This is a genomic window from Singulisphaera photorubra, assembly GCF_045290345.1.
Taxonomy (GTDB): domain Bacteria; phylum Planctomycetota; class Planctomycetia; order Isosphaerales; family Isosphaeraceae; genus Singulisphaera.
The window spans coordinates 449,797-475,421 of sequence record NZ_CP155447.1; the positions used below are offsets into that span (position 1 = coordinate 449,797).

Genomic DNA, 25,625 nt, shown 5'->3' on the forward strand with positions numbered 1-25,625 from the left:
GCGTCGCGAGGCGAAGATCATCATCCGCCGCTCGGCCGTTCGTTCATCTTCGATTTTCGATCGATATCAATCACGCACAAACTAACACGAATCGGAAGCCCGTCCGACCTACCCAGGTCAGAACGGGATATCCTCATCATCGGTTTCGGGTTCGACGGCGCGACGGCCCGCCGATTGGCTCGGAGGCGAGTAAGGGGCTCGACCACGCGACTCTGACGGGGCGGCCGAGGGGCCACTCCGTCTCCCTTGCGGCTCTCGCGCGGCGGGCGGGGCATAGTCGCTGTCGCCACCGCCTCCGCCGCCTCCCCCACCGTCGGAACGTCGGTCCAAGAACTGCACCCGGTCGGCGGATACCCGGATCTTCGACCGCTTCTCGCCGGTCGTCTTATCGTCCCAGGTATCCATCTTCAGGGCGCCTTCAATGTGGACGCCGCTCCCTTTCTTCAGATACTGACAACAATTCTCGGCCTGGCGGTCCCAAACCGTCACGTCGATGAACAGGGTTTCTTCCTTGCGGTCCCCGTCCTTACCCGTCCACGTCCGGCTGGTCGCCATTCGTAGGTCCGTGACCGCCGCGCCACTGGGCGTATAGCGCAATTCCGGGTCGAACGTCAGTCGACCCATCAAAAAAACCTTATTCAAGTCGGCCATCGACTGGTCCCTCCCCAGGAGCCACGGCGTACCGTTCCCATCATGCAGGTGTAAACGGTTGTTCCCTACCAAAAACTACCACATTCCCGTTTCACCCACAAGGATCAAACCGGAACGGCGCGACCCATCACGAATTGGGGATTGAACGAGCGACTCCGATCGACGGTCCGGTGCCCTTCCTTCCGCTCCGCTCAGTCGTCGCGGCGACGGCGGCGGGGCCGGTCGTCCATGTCCTCTTCGCGACGTCCTTCCTCTTCGGCATTGGGCGTCGAGGTCATCGCCTGGTTGACCAGGTGGTCGACCAGCTTGGGATGGACCTTGAGGATCAGCTCGCGGAGCACATGGTCGCTCAGCCGGCAGTCGGCGACGATGTCCTTGAGGTTGGCCCCTTCTGACTTGAAATAGGTCAGCAGGTACGTCCCCTTCTTGTGCCCGTCGACCGGGTAGGAGAGCCTGCGTTCATCCCACTGGCGGCTGGCGACGATCTCAGATTCATGCTTGGTCAGGATGTCGTGGACATGCTTGACCGAGTCGTCCCAAGAGATGGCGACTTTCGAGCTGTCCAGCAGGAACATCGCCTCGTACGTGTTGACAGGCAAGAGCTTCCCTCCAGGTTGGCAAATAAACTAAGTGGTCAGCCACTCGTGGGCGTTGTGGGTCCGTTGAATCGATTCATGGCGGCGGCCTGTCCCTGGGTCAACCAGACGGCCACGGCCTGCGAGGCCAAAATCAAGGCGTCTTCAACCGCGAGTCGGTCCGCGCTACGGAACCGGCTGAGGACGAAGTCCGCGGCGTCAATGGTTCCTCGCTCGCCGATCCCAATCCGAAGCCGGGCATAGTTTTCCGACCCGAGCTGGGCCGTGATATCGCGAAGCCCCTTCTGACCGCCGTCAGAGCCTCCCCCCCGGATTCTCAACTTTCCCAGGGGCAGGTTCAGGTCGTCGCAAACGACGAGCAGGTCGGCCAGCTCAAGCTTGTAGAACCGCATCACTTGGGCGACCGACCGCCCGCTAAGATTCATGAACGTCTCGGGTTTCAGGAGCAGCACCCGGTGGAAGTCAATTTCCGACTCGGCCAGCAAGCCGTCGAACTTCCGAGTAAAGGTCGCTCCTGATCCCCCTTTGGCGAGGCGGTCGACCACCTCGAAGCCGATGTTGTGCCGGGTCCCCTCGTACTTGCTTCCGGGGTTGCCCAGCCCGACCACCAGTTTCCGCATTCCCTAAAACCCCGACACGGCCAGTAAAGTCGGGATCATTCGTCCTTCTCACGACGCTCCGGCTTGATCACGACGGGCTGCGTCAGCCCCTCGCCATCGCCGGGCGTGGTCGTCTCCGTCTGCGCGCTTCGCGAGACGACATGGACCAAGGTCAGTTCAGGTTCGGCGTTGACCGTCACCCCTTCGGGCAAGATCAGGTCGCGAACGTGAATGCTCTGCCCCAGGTGCAGGTTGCTCACGTCGATCCGGATCGAGTCCGGAATCGTGTTGGCGCGGCAGGTCACTTCGACCGTGTGCACCGGCTGTTCGAGCACACCCCCCTCGCTGACGCCGGGCGATGTCCCACGCAGCTCGAGCTTGACCTCGGTCTCGATCGACTCGTCGACGTTCACGCGGGCGAAGTCGAGATGGATAATTTCCTTGCCGAGGTGATCCCACTGGATATCACGCACGATCACCGTCTCGGTCGATCCATTCACGCTCAGCTCAGCGAGGTGAGTGGACTTCTGATCATGTCCCAGACGGAAGCCCGTGCGAGAGAGATCGGCAAGGGGTCTTGCTTGTGACCGTAGATAATCGCCGGGATCTGTCCGTTGGCTCGCAACCGACGCGAGACCCTAGACCCTGTCCCTTTGTTCTTCGCGGGATCCCGCGCCTCGACCGCAATCTTGACTGCGTCCGCCATAAATCGCCTGTGCCTGACCCCGCCACGAGGTCCCCAGAGAAGCGAAATCAGAAAATAAAGGGGCCGGGCCCGAGGGAAATCCGGTCCCCTCACCGCGCCGCAACATACCCTGAAATCAAAAATGCGGCCAATGCAGACCGCGCATCGAGCGATTATGTCGATGCTCCCGGGGTGATTCAAGAGGAAACACCCGACTTTTCACGATTGGTCTCCTCACCGCAACGCTCAAAGTGCCGAAAGGCGCCGCCAGCCTTCCACGGGGGCCAGGTCGCCGCAGGCCTCCGGATCGATCGCGGCAGCGGCAATTTTCAGGCTCAACTCGAGTCGAGGACCCGGCCTTGAAAAGTAAGCGGAGCCGTCAACCAGGATGACGCTCCCGCTCCGGACGGCTCCGAGCCGGGTCCATTCCGGCCGCGCCTGGAGCTGAGCGAGCTCCTGCTCGGTGCGTTCGATCGTGAACCCGCAGGGGGCGAGGATGATCAGCTCGGGATCGGCTTCGGCAACCTCGCGCCAGGAGAGACGACGCGAACGCTGGCCCGCCTCCCCGATCACTTCCGCCCCACCGGCGAGTGACACGATCTCGGGGTTCCAGTGACCGGAGGAGAAAGGGGGGTCGAACCACTCCAGGATGAGAACCCGGCGCAACGGCCGCCCCCGGCGTCGGTGGGCGATCGCGGTGACGGTGGCATCGAACCGGGCGATCAGAGACTCGGCCGCGTCCTTGGCGTCGAGCAGGACGCCGACCCGGCGGAACATGGCATCCAGGTCGGCCAGACAGGTCGGATTGACGCTTTCGACCCGGGGCGAGCTCGGAATGCCCGCGGCGACGCGCCGGACGGTCGCCTCGTTCACCGCGCAGACGTCGCATTGCTCCTGGGTCAGGATCAGGTCAGGACGAAGCTCAGCCAACAGGGCGCCGTCGAGATCGTAGAGGCTCCCCCCTTGCTCGACGACCGCCGCGTCGATCGCCGCGCTCGAGGTCGATGGCGTAATCCGGGACCGGGTCAGGTGGGGCAACTGCTCCACGCCCACCGGATAGTCGCACTCGTGGGTGACCCCCACGAGGTCGACGCGGCGGCCCAGGGCGCAGACGAGCTCAGTCAGGGAGGGGAGCAGGCTCACGATCCGCATTGGGGGCATCCGCCGGTCAAGGTTGGCAGCCCCGCGGGAGCGACCGTCCGCGTCCTGTCTCGACGATGGATGGTCGCCCCGCTACAGCTACCACAGAAAATACAAAGAAGAGATGCGTCCGCGTCAGCAGATCCAGGTCACTCGGGGGCGCGAACGTCCGTCGTCGGACCGACCGAGACGATGGTCATTGGCAGCAGGGGCCACTCGGCCAGGATGCGCCTGAGGTCGTCGAGCGTGACCCGGGAGAAGGCCTCGAGTTCCTGGGCGACGGACAGGTACTCGCGACGGTAGGTCCAGTGGAAGCCGAGCGAGGCGAGGCGGCCCATCGGACGCTCGCTCCGAAGCACCGAGCGGGCGAGAACCTTGTTCTTGGCCTGCGTCAACTCTTCCTCGGTGATCCCCTCGGCCATGGCGGCCCGGTACACGTCGGTGATCCGGCCGAGGTTGGCCTGGGTCTCGCCGGGATCGCAGCTCAGGAAGGTGAAGAGAGCCCCTGCCTGGTTGTAGTCCTGGTAAGAAACCTCGACGCCGTCGGCGTAGCCGGGGTCGATCAAGGCCCAGTAGAGCCGAGACCCGGTATGGTCCCCCAGAACCGTCGCCAGGAGTTGGGCGGCGTAGCGGTCGCTGCTTTCCAGCGGGGGGGCATCGCCAACACCGATGATCGTCTGCTGCTGATCCTCCGCGCGGAGGAGTGCCTGGAACGACCCGGAGCCGCGGGGCGGAACGGCCTGGCGGGTGATCTCTCCCCCTTCCCAGCCGGCACAATGAGCCTTGGCCAGGGCCACAACCTGGTCCCAGTTGGTCTTGCCGGCGAACGCCAGGACGATGTTCGAGGGGCTGTAGCGCTGAGCGAAGTAGTGGCGCATCTGCTCGACCTTCAAGTCGGTGATCGACTCGATCGTGCCGAGAATGCTCTGCCCGAGCGGGTGCGGGCCAAAGTGCGCGGCCTTGGCGGCTTCGTAGGCGACGGACATCGGGTTATCCAGATACATCCGGATTTCCTCGATGATCACCTGCTTCTCGGTGTCGAAATCTTCTTCGGCCAGGTTGGGCCGGAGGATGTCCGAGAGCACGTCGAAGGCCTGCGGCAAATACTCGGGCAGGCAGGTGACGTGGTAGAAAGTGTCTTCCTCCGACGTCTGCGCATTGTGCTTGGCCCCCACGCGGTCAAAGTCGCGGTTGACCGCCAGGGCGTCCCGCCTCGGGGTTCCCTTGAAGACCATGTGCTCGAGGAAGTGCGAGACCCCCGCGACGTCGGTCGACTCGTCGCGGCTCCCCGCCTTGACAAAGAAGCCGGAGGCGACCGAATGGGCCTGGTCGTTCACTTCGGCGATGACCCGCAGACCATTATCGAGAACCGTATGGTGGAATTGCATGAGTCGTGGCTCGTCCAGAGAAAATAAAGCCGCGCAAGTCGCGCCTGCCCCACGCGCGTCCGTCAATCAGGATTGAGCGACCGCATTTCAAATCGATCCAGGAAGGGCACCCGCGGAAGAGCAGGGTCCCCCTTTACCTGTGCCTTTTCCCGACAATTTGCGTTCGACGCCAACCCGCACAAATTGCGAAACAACGGCGTTCACTCCATGAATTCTACGCAGCATCGTCTCTTCGTCGACGCAACTCAAGAGCGCGTTGACGGCCCTAACCCAATCGGCAGGCTGCTCGACGGACTGGTCTCGCGGGTGAAGTTCGGTGGGATCGGCCGAAATCAAGGCGGTCGGGATCCATCGAGGGTTACGGAGGGACACCCCACGCTCCAAGCGGACGTGCCCCGACTCGAAGATCTGTAACGCAAGAGTCCTCCTCCGAGAGACGAAAGAGGACGCATTCAACCAATTCTTCCGGCTTTCCCCAGTCTTCCCCAAGCATGCCAAGAAAGGCTCGCAAACGTCAACGTCGCCTATCGACCAGAGCGGACGAGCCCAACCCTTTAGCATCCGCTTCTGTCCGTTCCGAGGAATGCCCTCCCCCTCTCTCGAGGTGCTGGGGAGGGCGATCGGCCACGCGGCGGACGTCGCTGGATCACCTGAGCGGTGATGCGACCGGCTCCGGGGTCATGTCGGACAACGAGACGGAGGCCTGTCGAGCTGGGATCCAGCCCCCCGCCTCGGTATAGACGGCGATCGCGATGGCGACCTCCCCAACGTAGACGAGAGTGAAGATGTTGTGCCCCCCCTCCTGGATCGAGAGGACAGCCTGCGCACTCTGCGGGCTGAACGGGATCGCCATCATAATACACGTGCATTCACTGAAATCCGTATTCCTATCCTCGTTCAACTTCTGAATGTCTTTCAGAATGCCTTGGAGGAAAGGGTCCATCCGGTTTTCGAACGACTCGGCCTTGATCTCAACGGGGATCTGGGCGTCCGTGAACGCGGTGGAGTTGAGCAGCAGGTCCGTCCGCATGTAGGGAGAGGTGAAGATGGGATATTCGCGGAGGATGTCGCAGGTAGGGTCCACGGAGAGAATAAAACCGGTCAGGTCCACCTGGACCCACCCCTCCCAACCGCCCTTGACTGGCCAATTCAACTTGAACGTAGGATTGCGGGCCGTCCCCCACTGAATGGTAGCATTGACGAATTGCTCAACTGTCATGGTCGCCATGTCGGATTACTCCTGCAGATTATCACGGGATGTTTCCTTCGATCGCCTCGCCTGGACGTCGTCCGCCGGATGAACAGACGGTGCGTCACGTGGATCGGGGGATCGGTATCGATCCAGTTCAGCTCGGGCAACTGGCTCAATCCGGGACGATCCCCCGCGACCGCGGCGGGGGATGACGGCGGGATGCCATCATCTCGCTTACCGCCGCGGGCCGGCCAATCCCTCATTTCAAGGGGCGGAACTCGGCGTGAAGCCGAACTTGAAGGTCTGGGACGCGTCGTCGAACGTGACTAGCACGTCCACGCTCGGCGTGTTGGGGGGCAGATCGTAGGTCAGTAAAGGGTCGATCTGCTGGTAGGTGTACGCAGGCGCCTTCACCGTGCTCCCGACGGTCCAATAGAGTTTGGTGTCGAGTTCGAAGGTCGAGAGGGCTCCGCCCGCCGGGAGGAAAGTCCTCGACTCGGCGGTCAGGCTGTCGTTGACGAACCAACGCACCTTCGTCGCCAGCGGCGGTGTCGCGGTGTTGTTGATGATCCCGGATTGGGACGGGGTCACCTTGAGGCTCTCCGACTCCGCGTAGGCCAAGCTCGACTTGCTCAGGACAATCCCGAGATTGTCCGCATCGGTAATGGTCGACATGTAGCCGGGCGCGATCGGGACCACCGCCGTCTCCTGGCTGGAGTCGACCGTGGTGACCTGGCCGGAGACGGCCTGATTCAGCACAAACGTATGGGTGCTGTTCTCGCCGGGACTGAGTTGCTGCCAGGCCGCGAAGACGAAGTCTTCGGCGTTCGTCTTCGGAGTGAGGAAGACGAGGATTTTCTGGTGGGCAAGCTTACCCCCCGTCATGTCCTTGACCCGGAACGTTGTCGAGGTGATGCCTTGCGCCTGGGCGGCATTCCCGGCGAGCAAACCGACGCCAAGGACAACAGCAGCCAATTTGAGCGTGGTCCCGACCCTCATGATGCACCTCTTGCTTCTTAAAAGGTTGCCGCGGCCCGGCGAGATTGTGATCGCTGAGACGGTCCGCGGCCTGGCCAATCCGACTTTCCCCCCGACGAAAGCAGCTCTGCCGCTCGTCGGACAGGGCACGCATCGACGTGCCTGGCTTAATAGACGGGCGATCGCGACGGACGAACCGACTGTTTAGGTTTTTTTATGCCTAATTCAGCTTTTTATACGAGAGTTGATTTTTGCTCTGATAGAATCGCGACCTTCAACGGTCCAATCAGCCCTCGCTCACGTCCCTCATGTATTGGAGATTGAGATCGGATTGCCTCGACACCTGTAAGGAACGTGCGATCATGACGGCCCAGCCATGCGTCCCAGCATCCCACCTTGAATCGTTCCGGAGATACCTCGAGGTGCTCGCCGCGGGGCAACTCGACCCACGGTTGCGGGGCAAGCTCGATCCGGCGGACGTGGTCCAGCAGACGCTGATGAAGGCATGTCTGAGACGCGATGGCTTCCGGGGCGATGGAGACCGGCAGCTCCGTGCGTGGCTCCGGGTCATCCTGGCCAACGTGCTGATCGACAATCTGCGGAAGTTCGGCGGGGGCACCGGGCGAGGGCGCGAGCAATCGCTCGAGGCGGCGGTCGAGGAGTCCTCGCGGCGACTGGAAGGCCTCTTGGAAGACGATGGATCGAGCCCCAGCCACAGGGCCGACCGCAACGAGCGGATCCTCCTTCTGTCCGATGTCCTGTCCCGGCTCCCCGATGATCAACGGCTCGCAGTTGAGCTACGCCACCTCGGGGGAAAATCCCTTGAAGAGGTAGCCAGCCAGCTTGGGAGGAGCGTGCCGGCGGTCGCCGGGCTCCTGAGACGAGCCCTCAAGACCCTCCGCTCGGAACTCGGCAAACTGGCCTGATCCAGCATGACCGGAAGGACTTGGGCCATGGGACGAGAAATCCCCCCCGACGGCGACCGCAGCAGTCGCCTCGACATCGCAATGGCGGAATATCTCGCGGCCGCGGACGCCGGCGAGCCGATCTCGACCAAGGCCTGGCTCGAGCGTCACCCCGGTCTGGCCTCGGAGCTGATGGACTGCCTCGAAGACCATCGCCGGATCGGTCGGATCGTCGCCCCGTCCGCGCAAGAGCACGCCCGGGCCTCCGGCCAGGTCCGCGGCCGGGATGAACTCTGGCCGTTCCGTGTGGCCGAGGCATCGCAGCCGCACGGAGCGGCCCCGAATGGAACGTGCATCCAGTACTTCGGCGACTACGAGTTGATCGAGGTCCTCGGGCGCGGCGGGATGGGAGTTGTCTATCGGGCGCGGCAGCGAAGTCTCGGCCGGCAAGTCGCCTTGAAGATGATCCGAGCAGGTCGGCTGGCGGCCCCGGATGACCTGATCCGCTTTCGCAACGAGGCCCAGGCGGTCGCCCGGCTTGGCCATCCCCATCTCCTGACGATCCTCGAGGTGGGGGAGCACGACGGCAGGCACTACTTCAGTATGCCTCTCATCAACGGCGGGAGCCTATCCGACAGCCTGCCGCGGTTCCGCGCCAATCCGAGGCTCGTCGCTCAACTGATGGCCGAGGTCGCCGGCGCGGTTCACCACGCCCATCAGCGCGGGATCCTGCACCGCGACCTGAAGCCTGCCAACATCCTGATCGACGACGCATGCCGTCCCTACGTCGCCGATTTCGGTCTCGCCAAGCAGTTGGATAAGGACGGCGGCCCTACACTCTCGGGGGTGATCGTCGGCACCCCCGCCTATATGGCGCCGGAGCAGGCCTCCGGGCGGCGGGGCGCCGTGACGACCGCCAGCGATGTGTACGGGCTCGGAGCGGTCCTCTATGCCTTGCTCGCCGGACGCTGTCCCTTCCCGGGCGACTCGCCCGCGGAAGTCCTCCGGCGCGTCTGCGAGGAGGAGCCCGAACGACCGTCTCGCCTCAATGCGTCGGCCGACCGCAGCCTCGAGATGATCTGCCTGAAGTGCCTGGAGAAAGAACCGCGACGGCGCTACGCCTCGGCGGAGTCGCTGGCCGACGACCTCGTGCGTTGGCTCGAGAACCGCCCGATTTCCGCACGCCCGGCCGGTCCGTGGGCCCGGTGCTGGTTGTGGTGCCGCCGCAAGCCGGCCCTCGCGGGGATGGTCGTCGCCCTGGCGCTGACGCTGGTGGCAGGGGCGACGGGGATCCTCATGAATTGGCTCGAGGTCAGGCATCAGAAAGACCTCCTGATCCGCGCGAACCACCAGTATGTCCGGGAGAGGGATTCCGCGCGGGCGCTGAATGAATTCCTCGTGGAAGATCTCCTCCCCCGGTCATCCCCCTTGGGTGCCCCACACCGCGCACTCACGGTCGGGGAACTCCTCGACCGCTCCGTCGCGACCGTCGGACGACGCTTCGCCGGCCGGCCGTGGCTGGAGGCCCCGATCCGCCGGGTTCTTGCCGACGCATACCGGGCCGGCGGCCGCCTCGACCAGGCCGAGGAACAGATCAAAATTTGTCTCCAACTCTTGGAAGTGAGGCCGGGTGGGGACGAGCGAGATCGCCTGGCGGCCTGGCAGAGCATGGGCGGCCTCCTCCTCGACAAGGGCCGGTTGGCGGATGCGAAGGCGTATGCCTCGCGAGCCTACGAGGGATGGATCCGGCACCTCGGGGAGACCGAGGTCGAGACCCTGGATTCGGCGAACCTGCTGGCATCCGTTCTGATGGCACTCAAGCAACCCGAACGAGCCGAGGAGCTCCTGAGGAGGACCCTCAGGACCGCCGAGAGCACCCTCGGGTCGGGCCACAGAACGACCCTCGCCTCACTCAGCAATCTCGCCGTGATCGCTCACAATCGCGGGCGGTTCGAAGACGCAGAGCGATGGCTCCGGGCCATCAGGCAAGAGCGGATCCGGCTCTTCGGCCCCGACCACCCCGAAACCCTCTTCGCCTCGAGCAACCTGGGAGCAATCATCCTCGCCCGGAGGGGGGCCGCCGAGGCCGAGTCCCTACTCGGCCAAACCCTCGACAGCTCGAGACGAGTCCTGGGCAACGACCATTACTTCACCTTGACGATCGCGAACAATTTGGCCTCCGCCCACAGCCAACTGGGAAGGCTCAACGAGGCCGGCGAGCGACTCGCCGAGGTCGTCCGGGGCCGGAAGTCGGCCCTGGGCGACGCCCATATCGACACCGTGCTGGCAGTGAGCAGCCTGGCCGCCAACATGACAGAGCAGGGGAGAGGCGCCGAGGCGGTCGAGCTCCTGAGAGGTATCCTGCCCCGGGTGCGGGCGATCCTCCCTCCAGCCGATCCCAGGCGAGGGGCCGTGCTCATCAATCTCGCAGGTGCATTGCGGGAGGCAGGCTCGACCGCCGAGGCAGAGGGCATGGCCGCCGAGGCCGTCGCCCTCTGCCGGAAGCTACCGCCGGGCAATTCCAGGACTCATGCCATGTTCGTGAATGCCCTGGCCATGTATGTATCGATCCTCATTGCCAACCGCGAGTTCGAGCGTGCCGAGACGGCCGCTCGCGAGGTACTCGCAGCCCGCGTCCGCTCCGTCGGGACCGAACCCTGGAGGATTGCCTCCGCAAAAAGCCTGCTGGGTGGCGCCTTGGCGGGACAGGGCAGATTCGTTGAGGCCGAACCGTTACTCATCGGCGGATACGAAGGACTTCACTCCGACCCAGGAGCCAAACCCAAGGCCCTCGCCGACGCGAGCGAGCGACTTGCCCTGATGTACGAAGCTTCGGGACGTCCCGAGATAGCCGCTCGTTGGCGAAATGAGATCAATGGACGCAGATCCCCGTAATCGTCGCGACGTTCGACCAATGCCCGTTTCGCCCACTCTCAATGACGCCCTGATTTTTCGGAGCCCCCACGATGGCCGAGCCGCAAGTGATTCGAGAGATTGACCACGACATCAACCAGACGGTCAATATCGATGTCTATCTTTACCCTACATCTCCAGGTTCCCTGACTCTTAAAGGTTCATGCAAGGTCCAGAACCCCGCGCCCCCGGGGGAGCCCCCTTACCCACTGACCTTCAACGTCCACATGGACGTCCCGAGTGGGGCCAAGGATCCTCAGTTCCAACTAACATCAAGTGGCTACGCATTTGAGCATATCCAGTGGGTTCCCTTGCCTAAGCAGTTGGCCGCCTGCCCCTTAGCGGGCGAGCTCACGACGCAAGTGCACCCCTGGCCCGTGGATCAACCCATCTACGTCGACGTGATCTTCCAGCCGGACCTAACCCCTTGAGGACGGAGTTTTCCTCCCGATCTCGCGTCATCGCTCAAGTGAAGCTCAATCAAGGCTTCGGGGCAAACAATTTACGCAACGAGACCCTCGGGAAGCGGAATGCCGCGAAGGATCTTCATTTCAACGGGCGCACAAACAATCACGGCATCATTTCCTTCAACGCAAAGCCTCCCTCTCCTGGGACCGCGGGCGGAGCGTCCGCGGTCCCAGAGGGGGCAAGAAGGAAAAGAAGAGCCCGATTCAGGCGTCTTGCTTGGGCATTTCGAGGGCGTTGGGGCCCAGCGTCAGGATGGTCAGCTCATTGGCGGCCTGGCTGGCGGCGTAGGCGCTGACCGACTCGGGAGTCAGGGCGTCGAGGGCGGAGGTGATCTCGCCGATCGAGCGAACACGACCGAGGTGGAACCAGTCGGAGGCCAGGGAACCCGAGCGGCTCATGCTCGACTCCTGGGCCATGACGAGCGAGCTCTTCAGGCCGGCGCGCATCGTATCGAGCTCTTCGAGTTCGACGCCCGAGCGGCCGAGGCGTTCGACTTCGGCGAGGGTCACGTCGAGCGTCTGCTGGGCGCGGTCGGCGGAGGTGCCGGCATAGCAGAGGATGGCGGCCCGGTCGCGCTGACTCTCGTAGCTGGCGTAGACTGAGTAGCAGAGCCCGCGTTTCTCGCGGACCTCAGTGAAGAGTCGAGCCGACGAATAACCGCCGAGGATCGCCGCGGCCGCCCGGGCGCGATAGTAGTCGGGGCTGGCGACCGTGGCCGTCGGATAGGCCAGGGCGATCTGGATCTGCTGCGTCTCGCGGAGGATGTGGTCGCGGAGCGGACCGGTCGGACGTTCCTGCACGGCCGGCTCGACCTGAGGTGCCCAGCCGCCGAAGAGTCGACCGACGGCATCGCGGAGCACGGGCCAGTCGATGGCGCCGGCCACGCCGAGAATGGCGCCGTTGGGTCGGTAGGCCAGGGTGTGGAAGGCACGCAGTTCATCGGGCGAGAGCGAGGAAACGCCTTCGGGAGTCCCGGGCGCGGGGCGTCCCCACGGGTCAGGAAAGTGCCGCCGGCGCAACTCATAGATGACCTTGGTGCCGGGGTCGTCCTCCAGGCTGCGGAGGTTCTGAAGCGCCAGGGCCCGGATCGGCTCGATCTCCTCGTCGTCGAGGTGGGGGCGGAGCACGATGTCGGCGAAGAGTTCGAGGGCAGGAATGAGGTTGCGGCCGAGGGTGGCGGCGGCGAGGCTGGTGTGCAGGGTCTGGGCGCTCTCGCCGTGATTGACCCCGAGATTGTCGAGCGCCGAGAGTAACTCGCGGCTGTCGCGTTCCCCCGCGCCCCGGGTGATCCACTCCGACAGCATCGAGGCCGCGCCTCCACGGTCGGCGGCCTCGTAAGCGGCCCCCGCCGGCAGCAGCAACGTGAACGCGGCCGACTGGACGCCAGGCATCGCCTCGGCGACCAGGACCAGCCCGTTGGGATAGGTATGTTGCGCGATCGAAGGAGCGTCGGGCACGGCGACCTCGGGGACAGTCGGACGGACATCGGGGCGGTCCGTCCGCCCCGTTTCGGAGTTGCGTTGACAATACCCGACCCGAGCCATCCTGGCCACGGCTCTCGGCCCGCTCAGCCGTCGACGGCTTTGTAAAGCGTTTTTGCTCGACGGAATCCCACCGAGCGGTAGAGCCGGACCGCCGCGCTATTCTCGGCCGTCACTTCGAGGTAGGCCCGCCGCAGACCGGCCTGATAGAAACCCTCGAGCGCTTGCCGGACCAGCGATTGGCCGAGTCCCTTCCCGCGATACTCGGGGATCACTCCCAGGTTCTGGATGGCGCCGATCGGCCCGCGGTCCATCACCCCCTGGACGGTGCCGACGTAACCATCCGGACCCGAGATTAGCCACGTGGCCGCCGACAAGAAGCCCGGTTTGCGGCGAATCTCACGCATCAGGCGCTGACAGCCGTGGCGGTCTCCCAGACAGGGGAAGACGCACGCGTCGATTTCGCCCCGGAAACTGAGATACTTGACCTCGGCGTGTTGATCGACCAGCGACTCTTCCCACGACGTCCAGGCGAACGGGGGAAGGAGCACGGGCGGAGCCAACGAACCATCAAGGTCGATCTCCATCCGGAACCGTTTGTAATACGTGATCGCCATCGCGTCTTAACGGTCCGAACGCGGCCCACTCCGAAGCAAACTCAACGGAGGATCTCTCACACATCCAATTCTAAGTCGCACCTCGTGCTTCGGTCAACGTGTCGGAGCGCCAAGCGGAGACTGAATTCTGTGAGGCCGCGATCGGCCCTCAGGCAAACCTGAACCCGGCCGAATTTACGAGCCGATAGACCGCCTGTTCAAGCGACTGCCAGTCGGGTGGATCCCAGGCCAGAGCGATCGGGATGGTTGGGTCCGAATTTAGCCCAGAGAGGGGACCGGTGAGTGAAGGAAGTCGAAACGCCCCGCGGTTCCCTGACACAGGGAACCGCGGGGCGTTTGGAAGAGATCCATCCTCGAAGGAAAGCGTCTCATGTCTTCGCCGAATCCGAGAGAAGCGTCAACGCTTCGAGCCAGATCCTAGAGAGCGTTGTACATGGTGAAGAGCCCGATCAAGCATCCGGCAAGGAGCAGCGTCAGGACAACGACTTGCGGGCTGAGGATCTCGCCCGCGGTCACGGCTCCCGACGCCCCGAAGGGCTCGGGCATTCTCGATTTGAACCGGCTTTCATGATGGCCGGAAACGGGAGTTCCCGAGCCATTATGTCCGCTCCTTCCGTGCCCTCGCCGTTCGACCCAACGCTCCAGCGATCCAGAGCAATGCGAGCAAAGCGCGAGCACGGCGTGAGAACGGTGCAGCGGCCCCGACTCGATCACGATTCGCGCAGCGGCTTCGTGAATCGATTCACCGCAACGGCCGCAGACGTCGTGGCTCAACACTGGTGAGGAAGCAAGGGATGAAGTCTGAACCATGTCTCCCTCAAATGGAAAGTAGCCCCCGGCAAGGTTGGGGGGAGTGATCTCTTCTCTCGAGATCACCTCGACTTTCGCCACACACAAACAAATCCCCTGCCTAAGCTAATTTTAAGCCAATTCCGACTGATTCCAAAAAAAACAGAGAAGAATTACCCGTGACCGAGTTCAAAACTCGAAAAATCGTTCTCGCCTTCCCTAGCCGACACCACGCTCGAACCGTGGCCACGATTCATTAAGCCTCGGCGCCCGCCGGTCTTCGAGCTTGCACGCAAACTCCCCGGCGGGACGGATTACCGCGTCATCGAAGTCGATCAACGACCTCAAAAAAAAAGAAAAGGAGGCAAAATCAATTCGACGGCGTTGGGCCGAGTTCGGGCGTGGAGGGAAATATCGGCTTGACCATGTCGGACGACACGGACCCGCGATCGGGGCGAGCGATGAGCATCGGGATATCCAGGCCGTGACGCACCTTGTCGACAGTCTGTCCGAAGAGGAGGTCACGCACCAAGCCGTGGCCGTGCGAGCCGACGACCAGGAGGTCGACTGGCTCCTGTTTGAGTTGCCGGACCAGGAGCGCTGCGCGATCAGGTCCGTGAAGGAGGATGGAGCGGGCCGTGTAGCCTCGTTCACTCAGCATCCGGACGACGTCGGCGAGATAGCGAAGGTCACCGGCCGTTTCGCGATCGGCCGTGTCATCGCCGTAGACCTGGCTCATCGGCGTATCGACCACATGAAGGAGAACCAGGTCGGTCTCGCCTGCGCGAGCCAAGCTGAGGGCGCGGTTGAGGATCTCGGCGTCGGCCTGATCGTGCTCGAGCGCGACTCCGATCGTCTCCAAGGGCCGAGGGCGGATCATATCGCTCCAATCCAGTTCGACGGCCGGCGCGGGGGACCAGGCGGACGAGGGACGGATCCAGGGTTTGATCGTCACCCAGATCAAGAGCCCGATGACCGCCGCGGTCAGGCCATAAAGAGCGGTGCCCACAACCCAGGAGAGGGGGAGCGGACCGACCGTCAGGCCCGCCGCCGCCGCCAGTTCCACCCAGTCGCTGATCTGGTCGAAGACGAGCTTGCCATTGAGCGACACGATGATCGCTGCCGTCAGCCAGGCCAGGATTTTGCCCCACCAGGGCGTGGCGAACACACCCATGTTCGTCCGGTTCGAGGTGAAGTGGATCAACGGGATCACCGCGAACGAAAGTTGCAGGCTGAGAATCACCTGACTGAGGACAAGCAACTGCTGGGTCGACCCTTCCCCCATGAAGAAGATGACCAGCACGGCCGGGGTCAGGGCGAGTAACCGCGTCGTCAACCGGCGGAGCCAGGGGGCGATCCGCAGGTGGAGGTAGCCCTCCATGACGATCTGGCCGGCCAGCGTGCCCGTCAAGGTCGAGCTCTGCCCTGCGCAGAGCAGGGCGATCCCGAACAAGATCGGTGCCCAACTGCCGAGGAACGACGGCAGCAACTTATGTGCTTCCTCAATACTGGCGACCTCGAGTCCGTTCTTGAAGAAGACCGCGGCGCTGAGGATCAGGATGGCGGCGTTGACGAAGAAGGCCGCGTTCAAGGCGATCGCCGAGTCGATCAGGTTAAAGCGACAGGCATCCGCCTTGCTCGCCGTGCTGGAACCGATCTGCCTCGATTGCACCAGAGCCGAGTGGAGGTAGAGGTTGTGGGGCATGACCGTCGCCCCCAAGATGCCGATCGCGACGAACAGGGCCCCGGGAGGCAAGGTCGGACGCAGGCCGCCGATCATCGCCGCCGCGTCGGGCCTTGCCATGAAAATCTGGATCAAGAAGCAGGCGCCAATCGTTGCCACGAGCACCAGGATGAACGCCTCGATCTTCCGCATCCCGAACCGCTGAAGCCAGAGCAGCAGGAAGGTGTCGAACGCTGTGATCGCGCAGCCCCAGAGCAGCGGCATGCCGAAGAGCAGTTTCAGGGCGATGATCGTCCCCAGAACCTCCGCCAGGTCGGTCGCGGCAATCGCCACCTCGGCCAGAATCCAGAGCACGAAGTTCACCCGCGGCGAATACTCGGCGCGACAGGCCTGCGCCAGGTCATGCCCCGTCACTACCCCCAGCCGTGCCGACAGGGTCTGTAAGAGTACGGCCATCAGGTTCGACATCAACAAAACCCAGATGAGCGCATAGCCGAACCGCGCGCCCCCCTCCAGGTCAGTCGCCCAGTTCCCCGGATCCATGTACCCGACACTTACCAAATACGCCGGCCCCATGAACGCGAAGAGCCGCTTGAACGGATTCCGCTGCGCCACCGAAACCGAACCATGCACCTCTTCCAGTGACCGGCGCTCTCCCCCCCCCTCCATCACGTCCGCCATTATCCTGCTTCCCTCGTATTTGAATCGCGTAAAAACGATATTTGAACCTAGGCGAACTTACTGCCCAGAACATCATAACCAACATTTCAGGTCAACTCCAAATAAATTTCGGCATTTTGCTAATTAATTTTTGGTCACCCAAAATTTATTTTTTCGACACAAAAATCCACTGATAGCCTGTCGTCACAGCGGAGTTATGAACAAGAACAGAGAACACCACGAAATCAAGCCGGGAGGACAAAGCGGCTCAGAAAGGTTCGAGTCACCCCGACTGCCAAAACAATCCAACGAATCGGCACGCTATCTGCAATCACTGCAATAACAACGACCGTCGACGCGGTCGAACCTGAGGTAACAGCGCACCCGGATTCTTTCTAACCGTGTGGAGGCCTCAATGCACCGTCTCTTCGGCCTCGTCTTGGCTGGCGGCATCGTACTCGGCCACGCGACCGACTCGCATGCCCAGTTCTCGTTGTCGATTGGGAACCCGTATTCGGGCGGGATTGCGATCGGAGCGCCTGGGTACGGCTACCCCTACGGTGGCGCGTATGGTCCCAGTGCCTATGGTGCGTCGGGCTACTCTTCCTACTATGCTCCCCCGGCGATCGGGGGATTCGGCACTGGCGTGGCCGGCACGACCATCTACAGTTCAGGCTATTCCAGCTACGTCGCGCCCGGAACGACCGCTTTCTACTCGGGCGTCGTGGCCCCGGTGTTCCCGGTCTATCGGAGTTACAACTACGGCTACGGCGGCTTCCGTCCCTACCCGATGTGGGGAGGATGGAGGGGCGGCGGCTGGCGCGGCGGTCGGTTTTACCGCTGGTGATCGCCAAAGTCGCGCTGCGAGCCATTGAAAAATCAAAGGCGTGAGGGTCACGGGGCCTCCTTCGCGTCTTTCTCATTTTTTATGGGAATGGGTCCGCACGGCCCCGGGGTAGGCCGTACACTTGCGGGGGGGAGCGGACGAGGCGACGGCCGTTCCGACGAGACCGGAATCGAACCGATAGAGGAAGAGAATCATGCGAGAATGGCTTTGGGTGACAATCGTCGGTTCCGCGATGGCGCTCGTTCCCGGTTCAACGCACGCGCAGGCCCCTGTTGTCGGCGTGCCGGCTCCGATCCGGGTCAATGGTTACTTTGAGGCTCCCGGCTACTACGGCACGAGCTACGGGGTGGCGAGTTACCGGGTCCCCCGCACCTACTCCGAGTTCGCCTCACCGTTCGGGGTCGGATACGGCTATGGTTATCCCCCGGCCGGTTTGATTCCGGGGCGTTACGGAGTGGGCCTCTGGCGCCCCGGGTTCGTCGCCCCTGGCTATGTTTACGGGGCTTCAAACTATCAGACGTTCGCCGTTCCTTACGTGGCCGGATCCATGGCGCCGCTGCCGTCCATTGGCGTGTACGCGCCTGGCTTCGGGGCTCCTTGAGCCTCGGCGACGCAAATCGTCCGCCGCTTCCCGAACCTGACGTCATTCCTCAAGGAAACGCGCGGTTCGCGGGAGCGGGCTTGCGGGCCAGGGCCACGGTGACCCCAGGGCCTTTCTGCTTGGTGACCAGCAGACGCGACGCACCTGAAGCCCGTAAGGCGGAGGGCTCGGCTACAGCCGGGATGCCGATCTTGGATCGCACCCGCTCACTGGGAGTTTCGATTCCAGGGTGGTTGGCCAGGTGGTCGGGGGGGAAGGCAACGAGCGGGAGTTGACGGGCCGTGGCAAACGCGAGCAGACCAGGCTCGTCGACTTTCAGTGTGACGGTGGCCAGGGCCGCGAGGCTGCCCACCGCGAGCCCGTTCGCCAGGAGCACCGTTTCGGTCCAGGCCGCGATTGTCTCCAGCGAGACGCCCCGGCGGCAGCCGATCCCCGCCACCAGAGTCGGGGGCCGATAGACGAGCGTCTGTTCCTCGGGCAGATTTTCGGGCTCGAGCCGATCGCTGATGACCAGCAAGGCCGAGGCACCCAACGCGGGGAGTTCGTCCCAGGAACGGAGCCGGTGGAAGTGGCTCGGCCAGGGTCCGAACCGACGCCACCAATCCAAGGAACCGGCATCTTGCCAGACCGCGATGGTCCCGCGGCGAACGACCGCGGCGGCGACCCGCGTCAGGTTCTGGGCTCGCTCGATCGTCCACCCCTGATCGCGGCCCAGCTGATCGACCGCGGGAAGTCCGCGGGCATCGCTCGCGGTGGTGATAACCGGCTGCGCCCCCAGAACCTCGGCGACCTGGCACGCCAGCTCGTTGGCCCCCGCTCCGTGCCCTCCGAGCACGCTGATAGCGAATCGACCTGCGTCGTCGACCACCACCACGGCCGGATCTCGCCGCTTGTCGATGGCAAGCGGACCGGCGAGACGGACCACGATTCCCAGGGCCATCACCGCGACGATCGCCTCATGCCGTTCCCAGAGCGTGGGAAAGACCAGGCGCAACGGACCGAGCCAGCCGAAGACACCAGGTTCCACCGTTGCGAAGAGGGGTGAGGACACTCCGCTCGGGGCCTCGCCGGCGCTGGGGACGGGGCCTCCGCAGCCGCCGACGACGCACGAAGGGCCGAAGATGACGGTTCCCCCAGGGCGTGCATCGCGAAGGCGACGGGCCAGGGCAAAGCCATCGCGAGTCAGAACCAGGATCGCCGTACTCATAAGAGCCGGTTGGGGCCGAAAATGGCGTCTGGCTTCGGTTTGACGACCACGACGCGTAACCTTTAGTCTTAGAGTTCGACAAGGCAAGTCATGACTCGCCTCAAACTGGCCTTCTTTTTTGAATCTCGACCATCATACCAGAGGATCGGCTCGGATGTCATTTCCACCGCTGGCGCGTATCCGACAGTCCGTACCCCAACCTCGACTGGACGACGTGCCGGGCACCGTCCGTCGGCTGATTTTAGAGAGCAAAATCCGTGAACGCGTGAAACCGGGTGGAACGATCGCGGTGGGAGTGGGCAGCCGAGGGATCACCGTCATCCCCACGATTGCGCGGGTGACGGTCGACACGCTCAAAGAGATGGGGTTCCGGCCGTTCATCGTCGCGGCCATGGGCAGCCATGGCGGAGCCACGCCGGAAGGCCAGCGCCAGCTCCTCGCCGAATACAAGATCACGCCCGAGACGATGGGGGTCGAAGTCCGCACCGACATGGACACCGTCGTCGTCGGCACCAGCCCGATCGGCTTGCCAATCTACTTCGACAAGAACGCCCATGGCGCCGACGGGATCGTGCTCTTGAACCGGGTGAAGCCGCACACCGACTTCCACGCCGCTCACGAGTCGGGCATCCTCAAGATGATGGTCATCGGCCTGGGCAAGCGCGATGGGGCCGAGCAAATTCACAAGCTCGGGCTTCGCGGCATGAAAGAAGTGCTGCCGGCCGTCGGGCGGCACCTCATCGCCAACATGAAGTTCGCGCTCGGCCTGGCGATTCTCGAGAACGCCGAGGACGTGCCGGCCGAGATCGTTCCGCTCGAGCCCGAGACGATCTTCGACGTCGAGCCCAACTTGCTCAAGCGCGCCCGGGAGCTGATGGCCCGGCTGCCATTCGACCAGATCGACGTTCTAGTCATCGGCGAGCTCGGCAAGAACTACTCGGGATCGGGGATCGACCCGAACGTGACCGGTCGCCTGATGATCGAGACCCAGAACGACTTCGCACGGCCTGTCGTTACCCGAATGGTCGTGCTCGACGTTTCAGAGGAGAGCCACGGCAACATCGTCGGCGTCGGATTCGCCGACCTGACGACCGAACGCCTCGTCTCGCAACTGGACGAGCGGTCGTTCCGGATCAACGTCCTGACCTCGTGCTGCCTGGAACGGGCCCGAATCCCGATCACTCTGCCGACCGACCGCGAGGTCTTCGAGGCTGCACTCCAGACCTGCTGGCGGATCGATCCGTCGGAGGCACGGATGGTTGTGATCCCGAACACGCTCGAGTTGAGCACCCTCTGGGTGTCTCCTCCGCTCGAGGAGGAGCTTCGCGCTCATCCGCACCTGAGCCGCGAAACCGAGTATCTGCCCATCCCGTTCTCGGCCGACGGCACGCTCGACCAAGAATCGCTCTTCCCCGAGAGCGTCCGAGGTCGCCGCGCCGCCGGTGACGCTTACGCAGCTCATTGATCGATCTCGTCATTTGGGCATGGGCGGTCCCTCACTCGGCTCGGGGATCGGATCAACGTACAGGGAAGAGTAGAGGCGAAAGTCGTCAGGGACCGCGGTCCGATCCGGGACCGCGTCCCCGTTTACCAGGCTGAGAGCCGTCTTGAGGGCCTCGCGGGCGAGTTGCGGGATGTCGCGGACCGCGATCGCAGCGGTTTGCGAGAACAAGTTCTCGTTGAAGCCAGGCACGTTCGCAACGTAGCCAGCCACGATGAGTGGCCGCTTGTCCTTGAGCGTGTGCCTGACATCGAGAACGCCGGCCAAGCCGACTTGCTCACCGATAAACACCATCGCCAGTTTCGGATCCGATTCGAGGCGTTTGGTCATCGCAGCCTTGGCCCCCTCCAGAGTGCCGTCAAAGGTGAGCGGCTCGGAGTGGGCGAGGTTCGCCTTCTGAACCGCGGCGGAAAGAGCGTCGACACTGGCCTTGAGATCCGAGTCGGGCTTGGCCACCGACAGGATGACCGCCGTGGCGTCGGCGGGCAGCTTGGCGGCTTTTGCGGCCTCCATCACGGCATTGACGAGTTTTCCAGCCGCGTCCGATGGGGGGGCCGACTCAACGATCGGGAACGGCTTCCCTGGTTCGGACAGCGGTGGCGCCAGGAGCACCGACGGGACCCCTTGAGCCCGGAGTTCCTCGAGCGCCTTGGTCACCTCGGCATCCTGGGCCGGTTGCACGATCAGGACCGTGGCTCCCCGTTCGGCGGCCTTGCGGATTACCTCGGCCTGGCGCCGCGGCGGGTCGTTCGGCTCGGGGGCCGACGTCCGGAAGCTCGCCTTTGCGCGTGAGGAAACGAGCCGAAGATACTGAGCCAGGACGCTCTGATCGGGCGTGCTCTCCGACGGCGAAATCAGCTCGACGACCCGAATCACCGGCGCCGCCGCCGGCGCGGCCAGCTCGGGATTGGGGGGCGGCATGAACGTGTCCGACTCACAGCCCGAGAGCCCGAGTACAGGAATCAAGGCCCAGAGCGTCAACGCGTAGGAACGGGGCATCGTCGATAAGACTCCTGAAAATCGAATTGATGAGGACATGCGAGAGACAACGGTTGGCGATCCACCCCGAGTCGAACGCCACGGTCTCCCGGACTCGATCTTATCCCAACCGAGTGAGCTTGACCAACGGGTCAACCCACCGGCCTTTCCCTGATTCGATCGTCACCCCGGAGCGACCGGAGGATTTGCCGGCAGTCCCGAGCTCCCGGTACGATAGACCACTGGACAAGAGGGACGACACGCTTCGGAGGCTCGTTTGTTGCGAACAGAAAAGGGCTCAACCTATCGGATCTTGGCACTCGACGTGGACGGGACCTTGCTCGACCGCGAAGGAACGCTACGCCCCAGTACCGTCGCCGCCGTCGCAAGGGCCGCCAGGGCGGGGATCCGGCCCGTCCTCTGCACGGGCCGTCGCTACCGCCGCGCCCGGCCGATCGCCGAGCAACTCGGGCTCGATGCCCCCTTGGTCTGCAACTCCGGAGCGCTCGTCAAAGACCCGAGCAACCACCGCACCCTCTGGCGGGCTGATTTTGAGCCCGACCTGCTCGCCGAGTTGCTGGACCTCTTTCACCTCCACGATGAATTGCCGCTCTCGTTCACCGACCGACCGCCGGAGGGCCTCGACTTCCTGGTGGCGCGCGACCCGACGGGCCGCCCCCTCTATGACGACTACTTGAGCAGAAACCGCGGCCACGGCGAAGTCGACCCCGGCTGGGCCGAGCGTCTCGAGCGGGGGGGCCATTACCACGTCTGTACGATCGGGTCACGGCCCGACATGCTTGCCTTTCAGAACGTGGTCATGGCCCGACTCTCCGGCCGGGTGCGAACCTTCGTCCAGAAGAGCCCCAGGTACGAGGGGACCATGTGCGAGGTGCTCCATCACGATGCCAGCAAATGGTCGGCACTGCTCCACCTGGCTGAGCGTTGGGATGTTCCTCCGTCGGAAATCTGCGCGATCGGCGACGATGCGAACGACGTCCCGATGCTCCAGGGGGCGGGCTTCGGCGTCGCCATGGGCCACGCCCCGGCCGACGTTCTTGCCGCGGCCGACCACATCACCGGCGACCACGACAACGATGGCGTCGCCATGGTCATCGACGAGTTGCTCCGCTGACGAGAGACCGTGACCGTACGGGTGGACCACGGCAGAGCCCAAGCGATCAAGGTGATTTGGCTCGACTGGGCTTGGCTCGGCTCCGGCTGTTGGATGATTCGCAATGGTTCCTGGAGATGGATGCGTGGACGAGTTATTGCCTGAATCGACGGCGTCCTGGACCCGCGAAGGTCGAGGCGAGGACGATCAAACGCTCGAGGAGAACTGGCTCTTTCGGATGCGTCGCGAACGGTTCCGGTCGCGAACCTCGGGGCGAGTCCACGGCTTCTACGTGATGCACCTGGCCGACGCAGTCAACGTGGTGGCACTGACGCCCGACCAGCAACTGGTCCTGGTCCGCCAGTTCCGCGCCGGCTCGGCCCGCGACAGCCTGGAGACCCCCGGCGGCCTGCTCGAAGCGGGAGAATTGGCACTCGAGGCCGGTCCGCGCGAGCTGCTGGAGGAGACGGGCTACGCGGGAGACGCCCCCCGACTTCTGGGAACCGTCTGGTCGAACCCCTCGATCATGACTTCACGAACCACAACGATCGTGGTTCCGAACGTGCGCCGGATCGCCGAGCCGCGGCTCGACCAGTACGAGGAGCTCGTCGTCGAGCTCGTCCCCGCCGCGACGATCCCGGAAATGATCCGGGACGGCCGGATCGATCACTCACTTGTCGTCGGCGGTCTGCTCTGGTGGCTCTGGTCGAAGGGAACCGACACGCTGCGGGCTTGAGCGATGGCGGCCGTGGGCCTACTTGGATTTCGGGCAGCGTGAATCTCATCGCGCGGCCTGGGCCTCGAGAAGCATCGATAGCGCTTCCTGACGGGTTCCCTCGGCGGCCGAGTCTCCCCGAAGCATGGCCGCCAGCTCGTCCACCCGGTCCGAATCATCGAGCGGGGTAATCGTCGTACGGGTCCGGCCACGATCCACCTGTTTGCGAATGACCCATTGGAGCCGCGCGAAGCTGGCCATCTGGGGCAGGTGGGTCACGCAGATGACCTGATGATGCTCGGCCAGCTCAGCCAGGTTCTTTCCGAGAATCGCACCGAGCCGACCACCGACCCCGGTATCGATCTCATCGAAGATCAGGGTCGGCACACGGTCGGCTCCGGCAAGAACGGTCTTCACGGCGAGCGTCACCCGCGACAACTCCCCTCCCGACGCGACCTTGCGGAGCGGGCGGCCCTCTTCGCCGGGGTTGGCCGCGAACACCATTTCGACGCGGTCGATGCCCGCTTCCCCCGGCGCCGGCACGGTCGGGTCATCGCCCAGGGGCTGGGTCACCACCTCGACGGTCAACCTCGCGCTGGCCAGTCCCAGCGTCTTGAGCCGAACCTGGATCGCCTTGCCGAACGCCTTGCACGTCTTCCGCCGCGCCAACGAAAGAATCAGGGCCGCCTGTGTGAGCCCCTCCCAAGCCTGCGCCAGCGGGAGGTCGAAGCCGAGCAGGTCGGCGTCGTCCTGGTCGATGACGGCGAGTTGCTCTTCGATCTCAGCGCGTCGTGGAGCGAGGTCATCCGCCTCGCAATGGAACCGTGAGGCGAGCCGTCGATAATGGGCCAGGCGAGTCTCGACCCCCTCCAGTCGGGCAGGATCGTCGTCCCAGCTTCGGGTCAGGTTTCGCAACGCATAAGCCACCTCGCGAGTCTCATCAGCCAGGCGGCTGAGGTTGGCCGTAGCGTCGGCGATCTCGACGACTGAGCTTGCCAGCGGCTCGAGGCGACGGGCGACCCGTTCGAGAAGCTCCTGCGCCGAGCGATCGGCCTCGTAGAGCAGGGCATAGCCTTCGGTCGCGGCCGCACGCAAATGCTCGGCATTGCCCAGCCGTTGGGCGTCCCGCGAGAGCTCGCCAAACTCACCGGGACACGGGTCGAGAGCCGCCAGCTCGTCGCGTTCGAACTCGAGCAAGGCACGCTGCCGCTGGCGGTCTTGCGCCGCCTGGATCAGGCCGAGCCGTTTGCGACGAAGTTCGTCGTGCGCCTCGCGACAACGGCGATAGTCTTCCAGTTGAGGGCCGAGCCCACCGTGGGCATCGAGCAGAGAACGCTGCCGGTCGGGGTCGAGGAGTGCGCGCCCCTCGTGCTGGCCGTGGATATCAATGAGCCGCTCGCCCAGGGCTTGCAGCGTGGCGACCGTCACGGGGAGTCCGTTGGCCTGAGCCGACCCCCGTCCCTGGGCCAAAATCCGCCGGGTGAGGATCAATTGCTCATCATCGAGCGGCCCCCCGAGGATCGCCTCGATTTCGGACCGGAGCGCAGGTTCTTTGACCTCGAACACGGCCGCCGCTCGCGCCTCAGTCCGCCCCGCGCGGACGAGGTCGGCCGACGCCTTCCCCCCCAGCACCAGCCCAAGCGCAGTCAACAGCAGGCTTTTGCCCGCTCCCGTCTCGCCCGTCCAGGCACAGTAGCCGGCCCCGAGCTCGACGTGGACATCCTCGATCAATGCCAGGTTCTGAACGGAGAGTTCGCGAAGCACAGCCGGTGAGCCTCCCAACTCGTACATGTCATCCATGGACTTTGGATCAGGAGTGGACGGACGTCAATGCCGAGACATGGTATCGTCTCGGACTGCTCCGCGGAAAGAGGTTCCCGCGAACTCCTTCACGAGTTGAGCCACATCCGAGCTGG

The 25,625-nt window shown here is 63.9% G+C and carries 24 protein-coding genes; 8 read left to right on the plus strand and 16 right to left on the minus strand.

Translation table 11 applies throughout. The annotated features are described in order from the left end of the window. Window positions 1–117: 117 nt before the first annotated feature. The 9 genes from V5E97_RS01605 to V5E97_RS01645 form a co-directional block, all read right to left on the minus strand. Window positions 118–651, minus strand: coding sequence for a single-stranded DNA-binding protein (locus tag V5E97_RS01605; protein ID WP_406697529.1), 534 nt, complete (start codon window positions 649–651; stop codon window positions 118–120). A gap of 191 nt (window positions 652–842) precedes the next feature. After that, window positions 843–1,250: a 30S ribosomal protein S6 gene (gene rpsF, locus V5E97_RS01610; protein WP_406697530.1), complete on the minus strand. Its 408-nt coding sequence runs from the start codon at window positions 1,248–1,250 to the stop codon at window positions 843–845. A gap of 35 nt (window positions 1,251–1,285) precedes the next feature. Next, window positions 1,286–1,867 carry an aminoacyl-tRNA hydrolase gene (gene pth, locus V5E97_RS01615; protein ID WP_406697531.1) on the minus strand — a complete coding sequence of 194 codons (582 nt, stop codon included), beginning with the start codon at window positions 1,865–1,867 and terminating at the stop codon, window positions 1,286–1,288. Window positions 1,868–1,902: 35 nt separating this feature from the next. Next, window positions 1,903–2,346, minus strand: coding sequence for a 50S ribosomal protein L25 (locus V5E97_RS01620; RefSeq protein ID WP_406701115.1), 444 nt, complete (start codon window positions 2,344–2,346; stop codon window positions 1,903–1,905). A 2-nt stretch (window positions 2,347–2,348) separates the two neighbouring features. Next, on the minus strand, window positions 2,349–2,552 hold the full coding sequence (locus tag V5E97_RS01625; protein ID WP_475297062.1) for a hypothetical protein: 204 nt from the start codon (window positions 2,550–2,552) through the stop codon (window positions 2,349–2,351). A gap of 225 nt (window positions 2,553–2,777) precedes the next feature. Further along, complete coding sequence (locus V5E97_RS01630; RefSeq protein ID WP_406697532.1) at window positions 2,778–3,683, minus strand: cobalamin-binding protein; 906 nt, start codon at window positions 3,681–3,683, stop codon at window positions 2,778–2,780. A gap of 137 nt (window positions 3,684–3,820) precedes the next feature. After that, window positions 3,821–5,059 (minus strand): M16 family metallopeptidase, encoded by a 1,239-nt coding sequence (locus V5E97_RS01635; protein ID WP_406697533.1) that lies wholly within the window; start codon window positions 5,057–5,059, stop codon window positions 3,821–3,823. A gap of 646 nt (window positions 5,060–5,705) precedes the next feature. Beyond that, the gene (locus V5E97_RS01640) at window positions 5,706–6,287 is read right to left on the minus strand and encodes a hypothetical protein (RefSeq protein ID WP_406697534.1); all 582 of its coding nucleotides are present in this window, start codon (window positions 6,285–6,287) and stop codon (window positions 5,706–5,708) included. Window positions 6,288–6,515: 228 nt separating this feature from the next. Further along, the gene (locus V5E97_RS01645) at window positions 6,516–7,250 is read right to left on the minus strand and encodes a hypothetical protein (protein ID WP_406697535.1); all 735 of its coding nucleotides are present in this window, start codon (window positions 7,248–7,250) and stop codon (window positions 6,516–6,518) included. A gap of 341 nt (window positions 7,251–7,591) precedes the next feature. On the opposite strand from V5E97_RS01645, the gene V5E97_RS01650 reads away from it, so the two are divergent. From V5E97_RS01650 to V5E97_RS01660, 3 genes are all read left to right on the plus strand, one after another. Further along, window positions 7,592–8,155, plus strand: coding sequence for a sigma-70 family RNA polymerase sigma factor (locus tag V5E97_RS01650; protein WP_406697537.1), 564 nt, complete (start codon window positions 7,592–7,594; stop codon window positions 8,153–8,155). Window positions 8,156–8,182: 27 nt separating this feature from the next. Next, window positions 8,183–11,029 (plus strand): serine/threonine-protein kinase, encoded by a 2,847-nt coding sequence (locus V5E97_RS01655; RefSeq protein ID WP_406697538.1) that lies wholly within the window; start codon window positions 8,183–8,185, stop codon window positions 11,027–11,029. Between the two features lie 71 nt (window positions 11,030–11,100). Beyond that, window positions 11,101–11,478 carry a hypothetical protein gene (locus V5E97_RS01660; RefSeq protein ID WP_406697539.1) on the plus strand — a complete coding sequence of 126 codons (378 nt, stop codon included), beginning with the start codon at window positions 11,101–11,103 and terminating at the stop codon, window positions 11,476–11,478. A 240-nt stretch (window positions 11,479–11,718) separates the two neighbouring features. Here the strand turns inward: V5E97_RS01660 and V5E97_RS01665 are convergent, their stop codons facing one another. The 4 genes from V5E97_RS01665 to V5E97_RS01680 all read right to left on the minus strand — a co-directional run bounded on the left by V5E97_RS01665 (window position 11,719) and on the right by V5E97_RS01680 (window position 16,767). Continuing rightward, a complete protein-coding gene (locus V5E97_RS01665) occupies window positions 11,719–13,059 on the minus strand; it encodes a M16 family metallopeptidase (RefSeq protein WP_406697540.1) in 1,341 nt (446 codons plus the stop codon). 23 nt (window positions 13,060–13,082) lie between these two features. After that, window positions 13,083–13,613 carry a GNAT family N-acetyltransferase gene (locus tag V5E97_RS01670; RefSeq protein WP_406697541.1) on the minus strand — a complete coding sequence of 177 codons (531 nt, stop codon included), beginning with the start codon at window positions 13,611–13,613 and terminating at the stop codon, window positions 13,083–13,085. Between the two features lie 417 nt (window positions 13,614–14,030). Further along, window positions 14,031–14,504 (minus strand): hypothetical protein, encoded by a 474-nt coding sequence (locus V5E97_RS01675; RefSeq protein ID WP_406697542.1) that lies wholly within the window; start codon window positions 14,502–14,504, stop codon window positions 14,031–14,033. 268 nt (window positions 14,505–14,772) lie between these two features. Then, window positions 14,773–16,767: an Nramp family divalent metal transporter gene (locus V5E97_RS01680; RefSeq protein ID WP_406697543.1), complete on the minus strand. Its 1,995-nt coding sequence runs from the start codon at window positions 16,765–16,767 to the stop codon at window positions 14,773–14,775. Between the two features lie 394 nt (window positions 16,768–17,161). On the opposite strand from V5E97_RS01680, the gene V5E97_RS01685 reads away from it, so the two are divergent. Together V5E97_RS01685 and V5E97_RS01690 are read left to right on the plus strand one after the other, a co-directional pair. Next, the gene (locus V5E97_RS01685; RefSeq protein ID WP_406697544.1) at window positions 17,162–17,593 is read left to right on the plus strand and encodes a hypothetical protein; all 432 of its coding nucleotides are present in this window, start codon (window positions 17,162–17,164) and stop codon (window positions 17,591–17,593) included. 193 nt (window positions 17,594–17,786) lie between these two features. Further along, window positions 17,787–18,194: a hypothetical protein gene (locus V5E97_RS01690; protein ID WP_406697545.1), complete on the plus strand. Its 408-nt coding sequence runs from the start codon at window positions 17,787–17,789 to the stop codon at window positions 18,192–18,194. A gap of 49 nt (window positions 18,195–18,243) precedes the next feature. Here V5E97_RS01690 and V5E97_RS01695 read toward each other — a convergent pair whose 3' ends face one another. Continuing rightward, complete coding sequence (locus tag V5E97_RS01695) at window positions 18,244–19,401, minus strand: cobalt-precorrin 5A hydrolase (RefSeq protein ID WP_406697546.1); 1,158 nt, start codon at window positions 19,399–19,401, stop codon at window positions 18,244–18,246. Between the two features lie 154 nt (window positions 19,402–19,555). Here V5E97_RS01695 and V5E97_RS01700 point away from each other — a divergent pair, with 154 nt between their 5' ends. Beyond that, window positions 19,556–20,866 carry a nickel pincer cofactor-dependent isomerase, group 22 gene (locus V5E97_RS01700; protein WP_406697547.1) on the plus strand — a complete coding sequence of 437 codons (1,311 nt, stop codon included), beginning with the start codon at window positions 19,556–19,558 and terminating at the stop codon, window positions 20,864–20,866. Window positions 20,867–20,875: 9 nt separating this feature from the next. Here V5E97_RS01700 and V5E97_RS01705 read toward each other — a convergent pair whose 3' ends face one another. Continuing rightward, window positions 20,876–21,901, minus strand: coding sequence for a substrate-binding domain-containing protein (locus V5E97_RS01705; RefSeq protein WP_406697548.1), 1,026 nt, complete (start codon window positions 21,899–21,901; stop codon window positions 20,876–20,878). Between the two features lie 259 nt (window positions 21,902–22,160). Between V5E97_RS01705 and V5E97_RS01710 the strand changes: the two genes are divergently transcribed. Together V5E97_RS01710 and V5E97_RS01715 are read left to right on the plus strand one after the other, a co-directional pair. After that, window positions 22,161–23,015, plus strand: coding sequence for an HAD family hydrolase (locus tag V5E97_RS01710; protein ID WP_406697549.1), 855 nt, complete (start codon window positions 22,161–22,163; stop codon window positions 23,013–23,015). A gap of 124 nt (window positions 23,016–23,139) precedes the next feature. After that, entirely contained in the window at window positions 23,140–23,730 is a 591-nt protein-coding gene (locus V5E97_RS01715) for an NUDIX hydrolase (RefSeq protein ID WP_406697550.1), read from the plus strand. Between the two features lie 45 nt (window positions 23,731–23,775). Here the strand turns inward: V5E97_RS01715 and recN are convergent, their stop codons facing one another. Beyond that, the gene (gene recN, locus V5E97_RS01720; protein WP_406697551.1) at window positions 23,776–25,509 is read right to left on the minus strand and encodes a DNA repair protein RecN; all 1,734 of its coding nucleotides are present in this window, start codon (window positions 25,507–25,509) and stop codon (window positions 23,776–23,778) included. Between the last annotated feature and the right edge of the window lie 116 nt (window positions 25,510–25,625).

Bases quoted from the DNA above. Each gene is read 5' to 3' on its own strand.
- V5E97_RS01605 (WP_406697529.1), bottom strand. From the start codon at position 651: ATGGCCGACTTGAATAAGGTTTTTTTGATGGGTCGACTGACGTTCGAC.
- pth (WP_406697531.1), bottom strand. From the start codon at position 1,867: ATGCGGAAACTGGTGGTCGGGCTGGGCAACCCCGGAAGCAAGTACGAG.
- V5E97_RS01625 (WP_475297062.1), bottom strand. From the start codon at position 2,552: ATGGCGGACGCAGTCAAGATTGCGGTCGAGGCGCGGGATCCCGCGAAG.
- V5E97_RS01630 (WP_406697532.1), bottom strand. From the start codon at position 3,683: ATGCGGATCGTGAGCCTGCTCCCCTCCCTGACTGAGCTCGTCTGCGCC.
- V5E97_RS01635 (WP_406697533.1), bottom strand. From the start codon at position 5,059: ATGCAATTCCACCATACGGTTCTCGATAATGGTCTGCGGGTCATCGCC.
- V5E97_RS01640 (WP_406697534.1), bottom strand. From the start codon at position 6,287: ATGGCGACCATGACAGTTGAGCAATTCGTCAATGCTACCATTCAGTGG.
- V5E97_RS01645 (WP_406697535.1), bottom strand. From the start codon at position 7,250: ATGAGGGTCGGGACCACGCTCAAATTGGCTGCTGTTGTCCTTGGCGTC.
- V5E97_RS01650 (WP_406697537.1), top strand. From the start codon at position 7,592: ATGACGGCCCAGCCATGCGTCCCAGCATCCCACCTTGAATCGTTCCGG.
- V5E97_RS01655 (WP_406697538.1), top strand. From the start codon at position 8,183: ATGGGACGAGAAATCCCCCCCGACGGCGACCGCAGCAGTCGCCTCGAC.
- V5E97_RS01660 (WP_406697539.1), top strand. From the start codon at position 11,101: ATGGCCGAGCCGCAAGTGATTCGAGAGATTGACCACGACATCAACCAG.
- V5E97_RS01665 (WP_406697540.1), bottom strand. From the start codon at position 13,059: ATGGCTCGGGTCGGGTATTGTCAACGCAACTCCGAAACGGGGCGGACG.
- V5E97_RS01670 (WP_406697541.1), bottom strand. From the start codon at position 13,613: ATGGCGATCACGTATTACAAACGGTTCCGGATGGAGATCGACCTTGAT.
- V5E97_RS01680 (WP_406697543.1), bottom strand. From the start codon at position 16,767: ATGGCGGACGTGATGGAGGGGGGGGGAGAGCGCCGGTCACTGGAAGAG.
- V5E97_RS01685 (WP_406697544.1), top strand. From the start codon at position 17,162: ATGCACCGTCTCTTCGGCCTCGTCTTGGCTGGCGGCATCGTACTCGGC.
- V5E97_RS01690 (WP_406697545.1), top strand. From the start codon at position 17,787: ATGCGAGAATGGCTTTGGGTGACAATCGTCGGTTCCGCGATGGCGCTC.
- V5E97_RS01695 (WP_406697546.1), bottom strand. From the start codon at position 19,401: ATGAGTACGGCGATCCTGGTTCTGACTCGCGATGGCTTTGCCCTGGCC.
- V5E97_RS01700 (WP_406697547.1), top strand. From the start codon at position 19,556: ATGTCATTTCCACCGCTGGCGCGTATCCGACAGTCCGTACCCCAACCT.
- V5E97_RS01705 (WP_406697548.1), bottom strand. From the start codon at position 21,901: ATGCCCCGTTCCTACGCGTTGACGCTCTGGGCCTTGATTCCTGTACTC.
- recN (WP_406697551.1), bottom strand. From the start codon at position 25,509: ATGGATGACATGTACGAGTTGGGAGGCTCACCGGCTGTGCTTCGCGAA.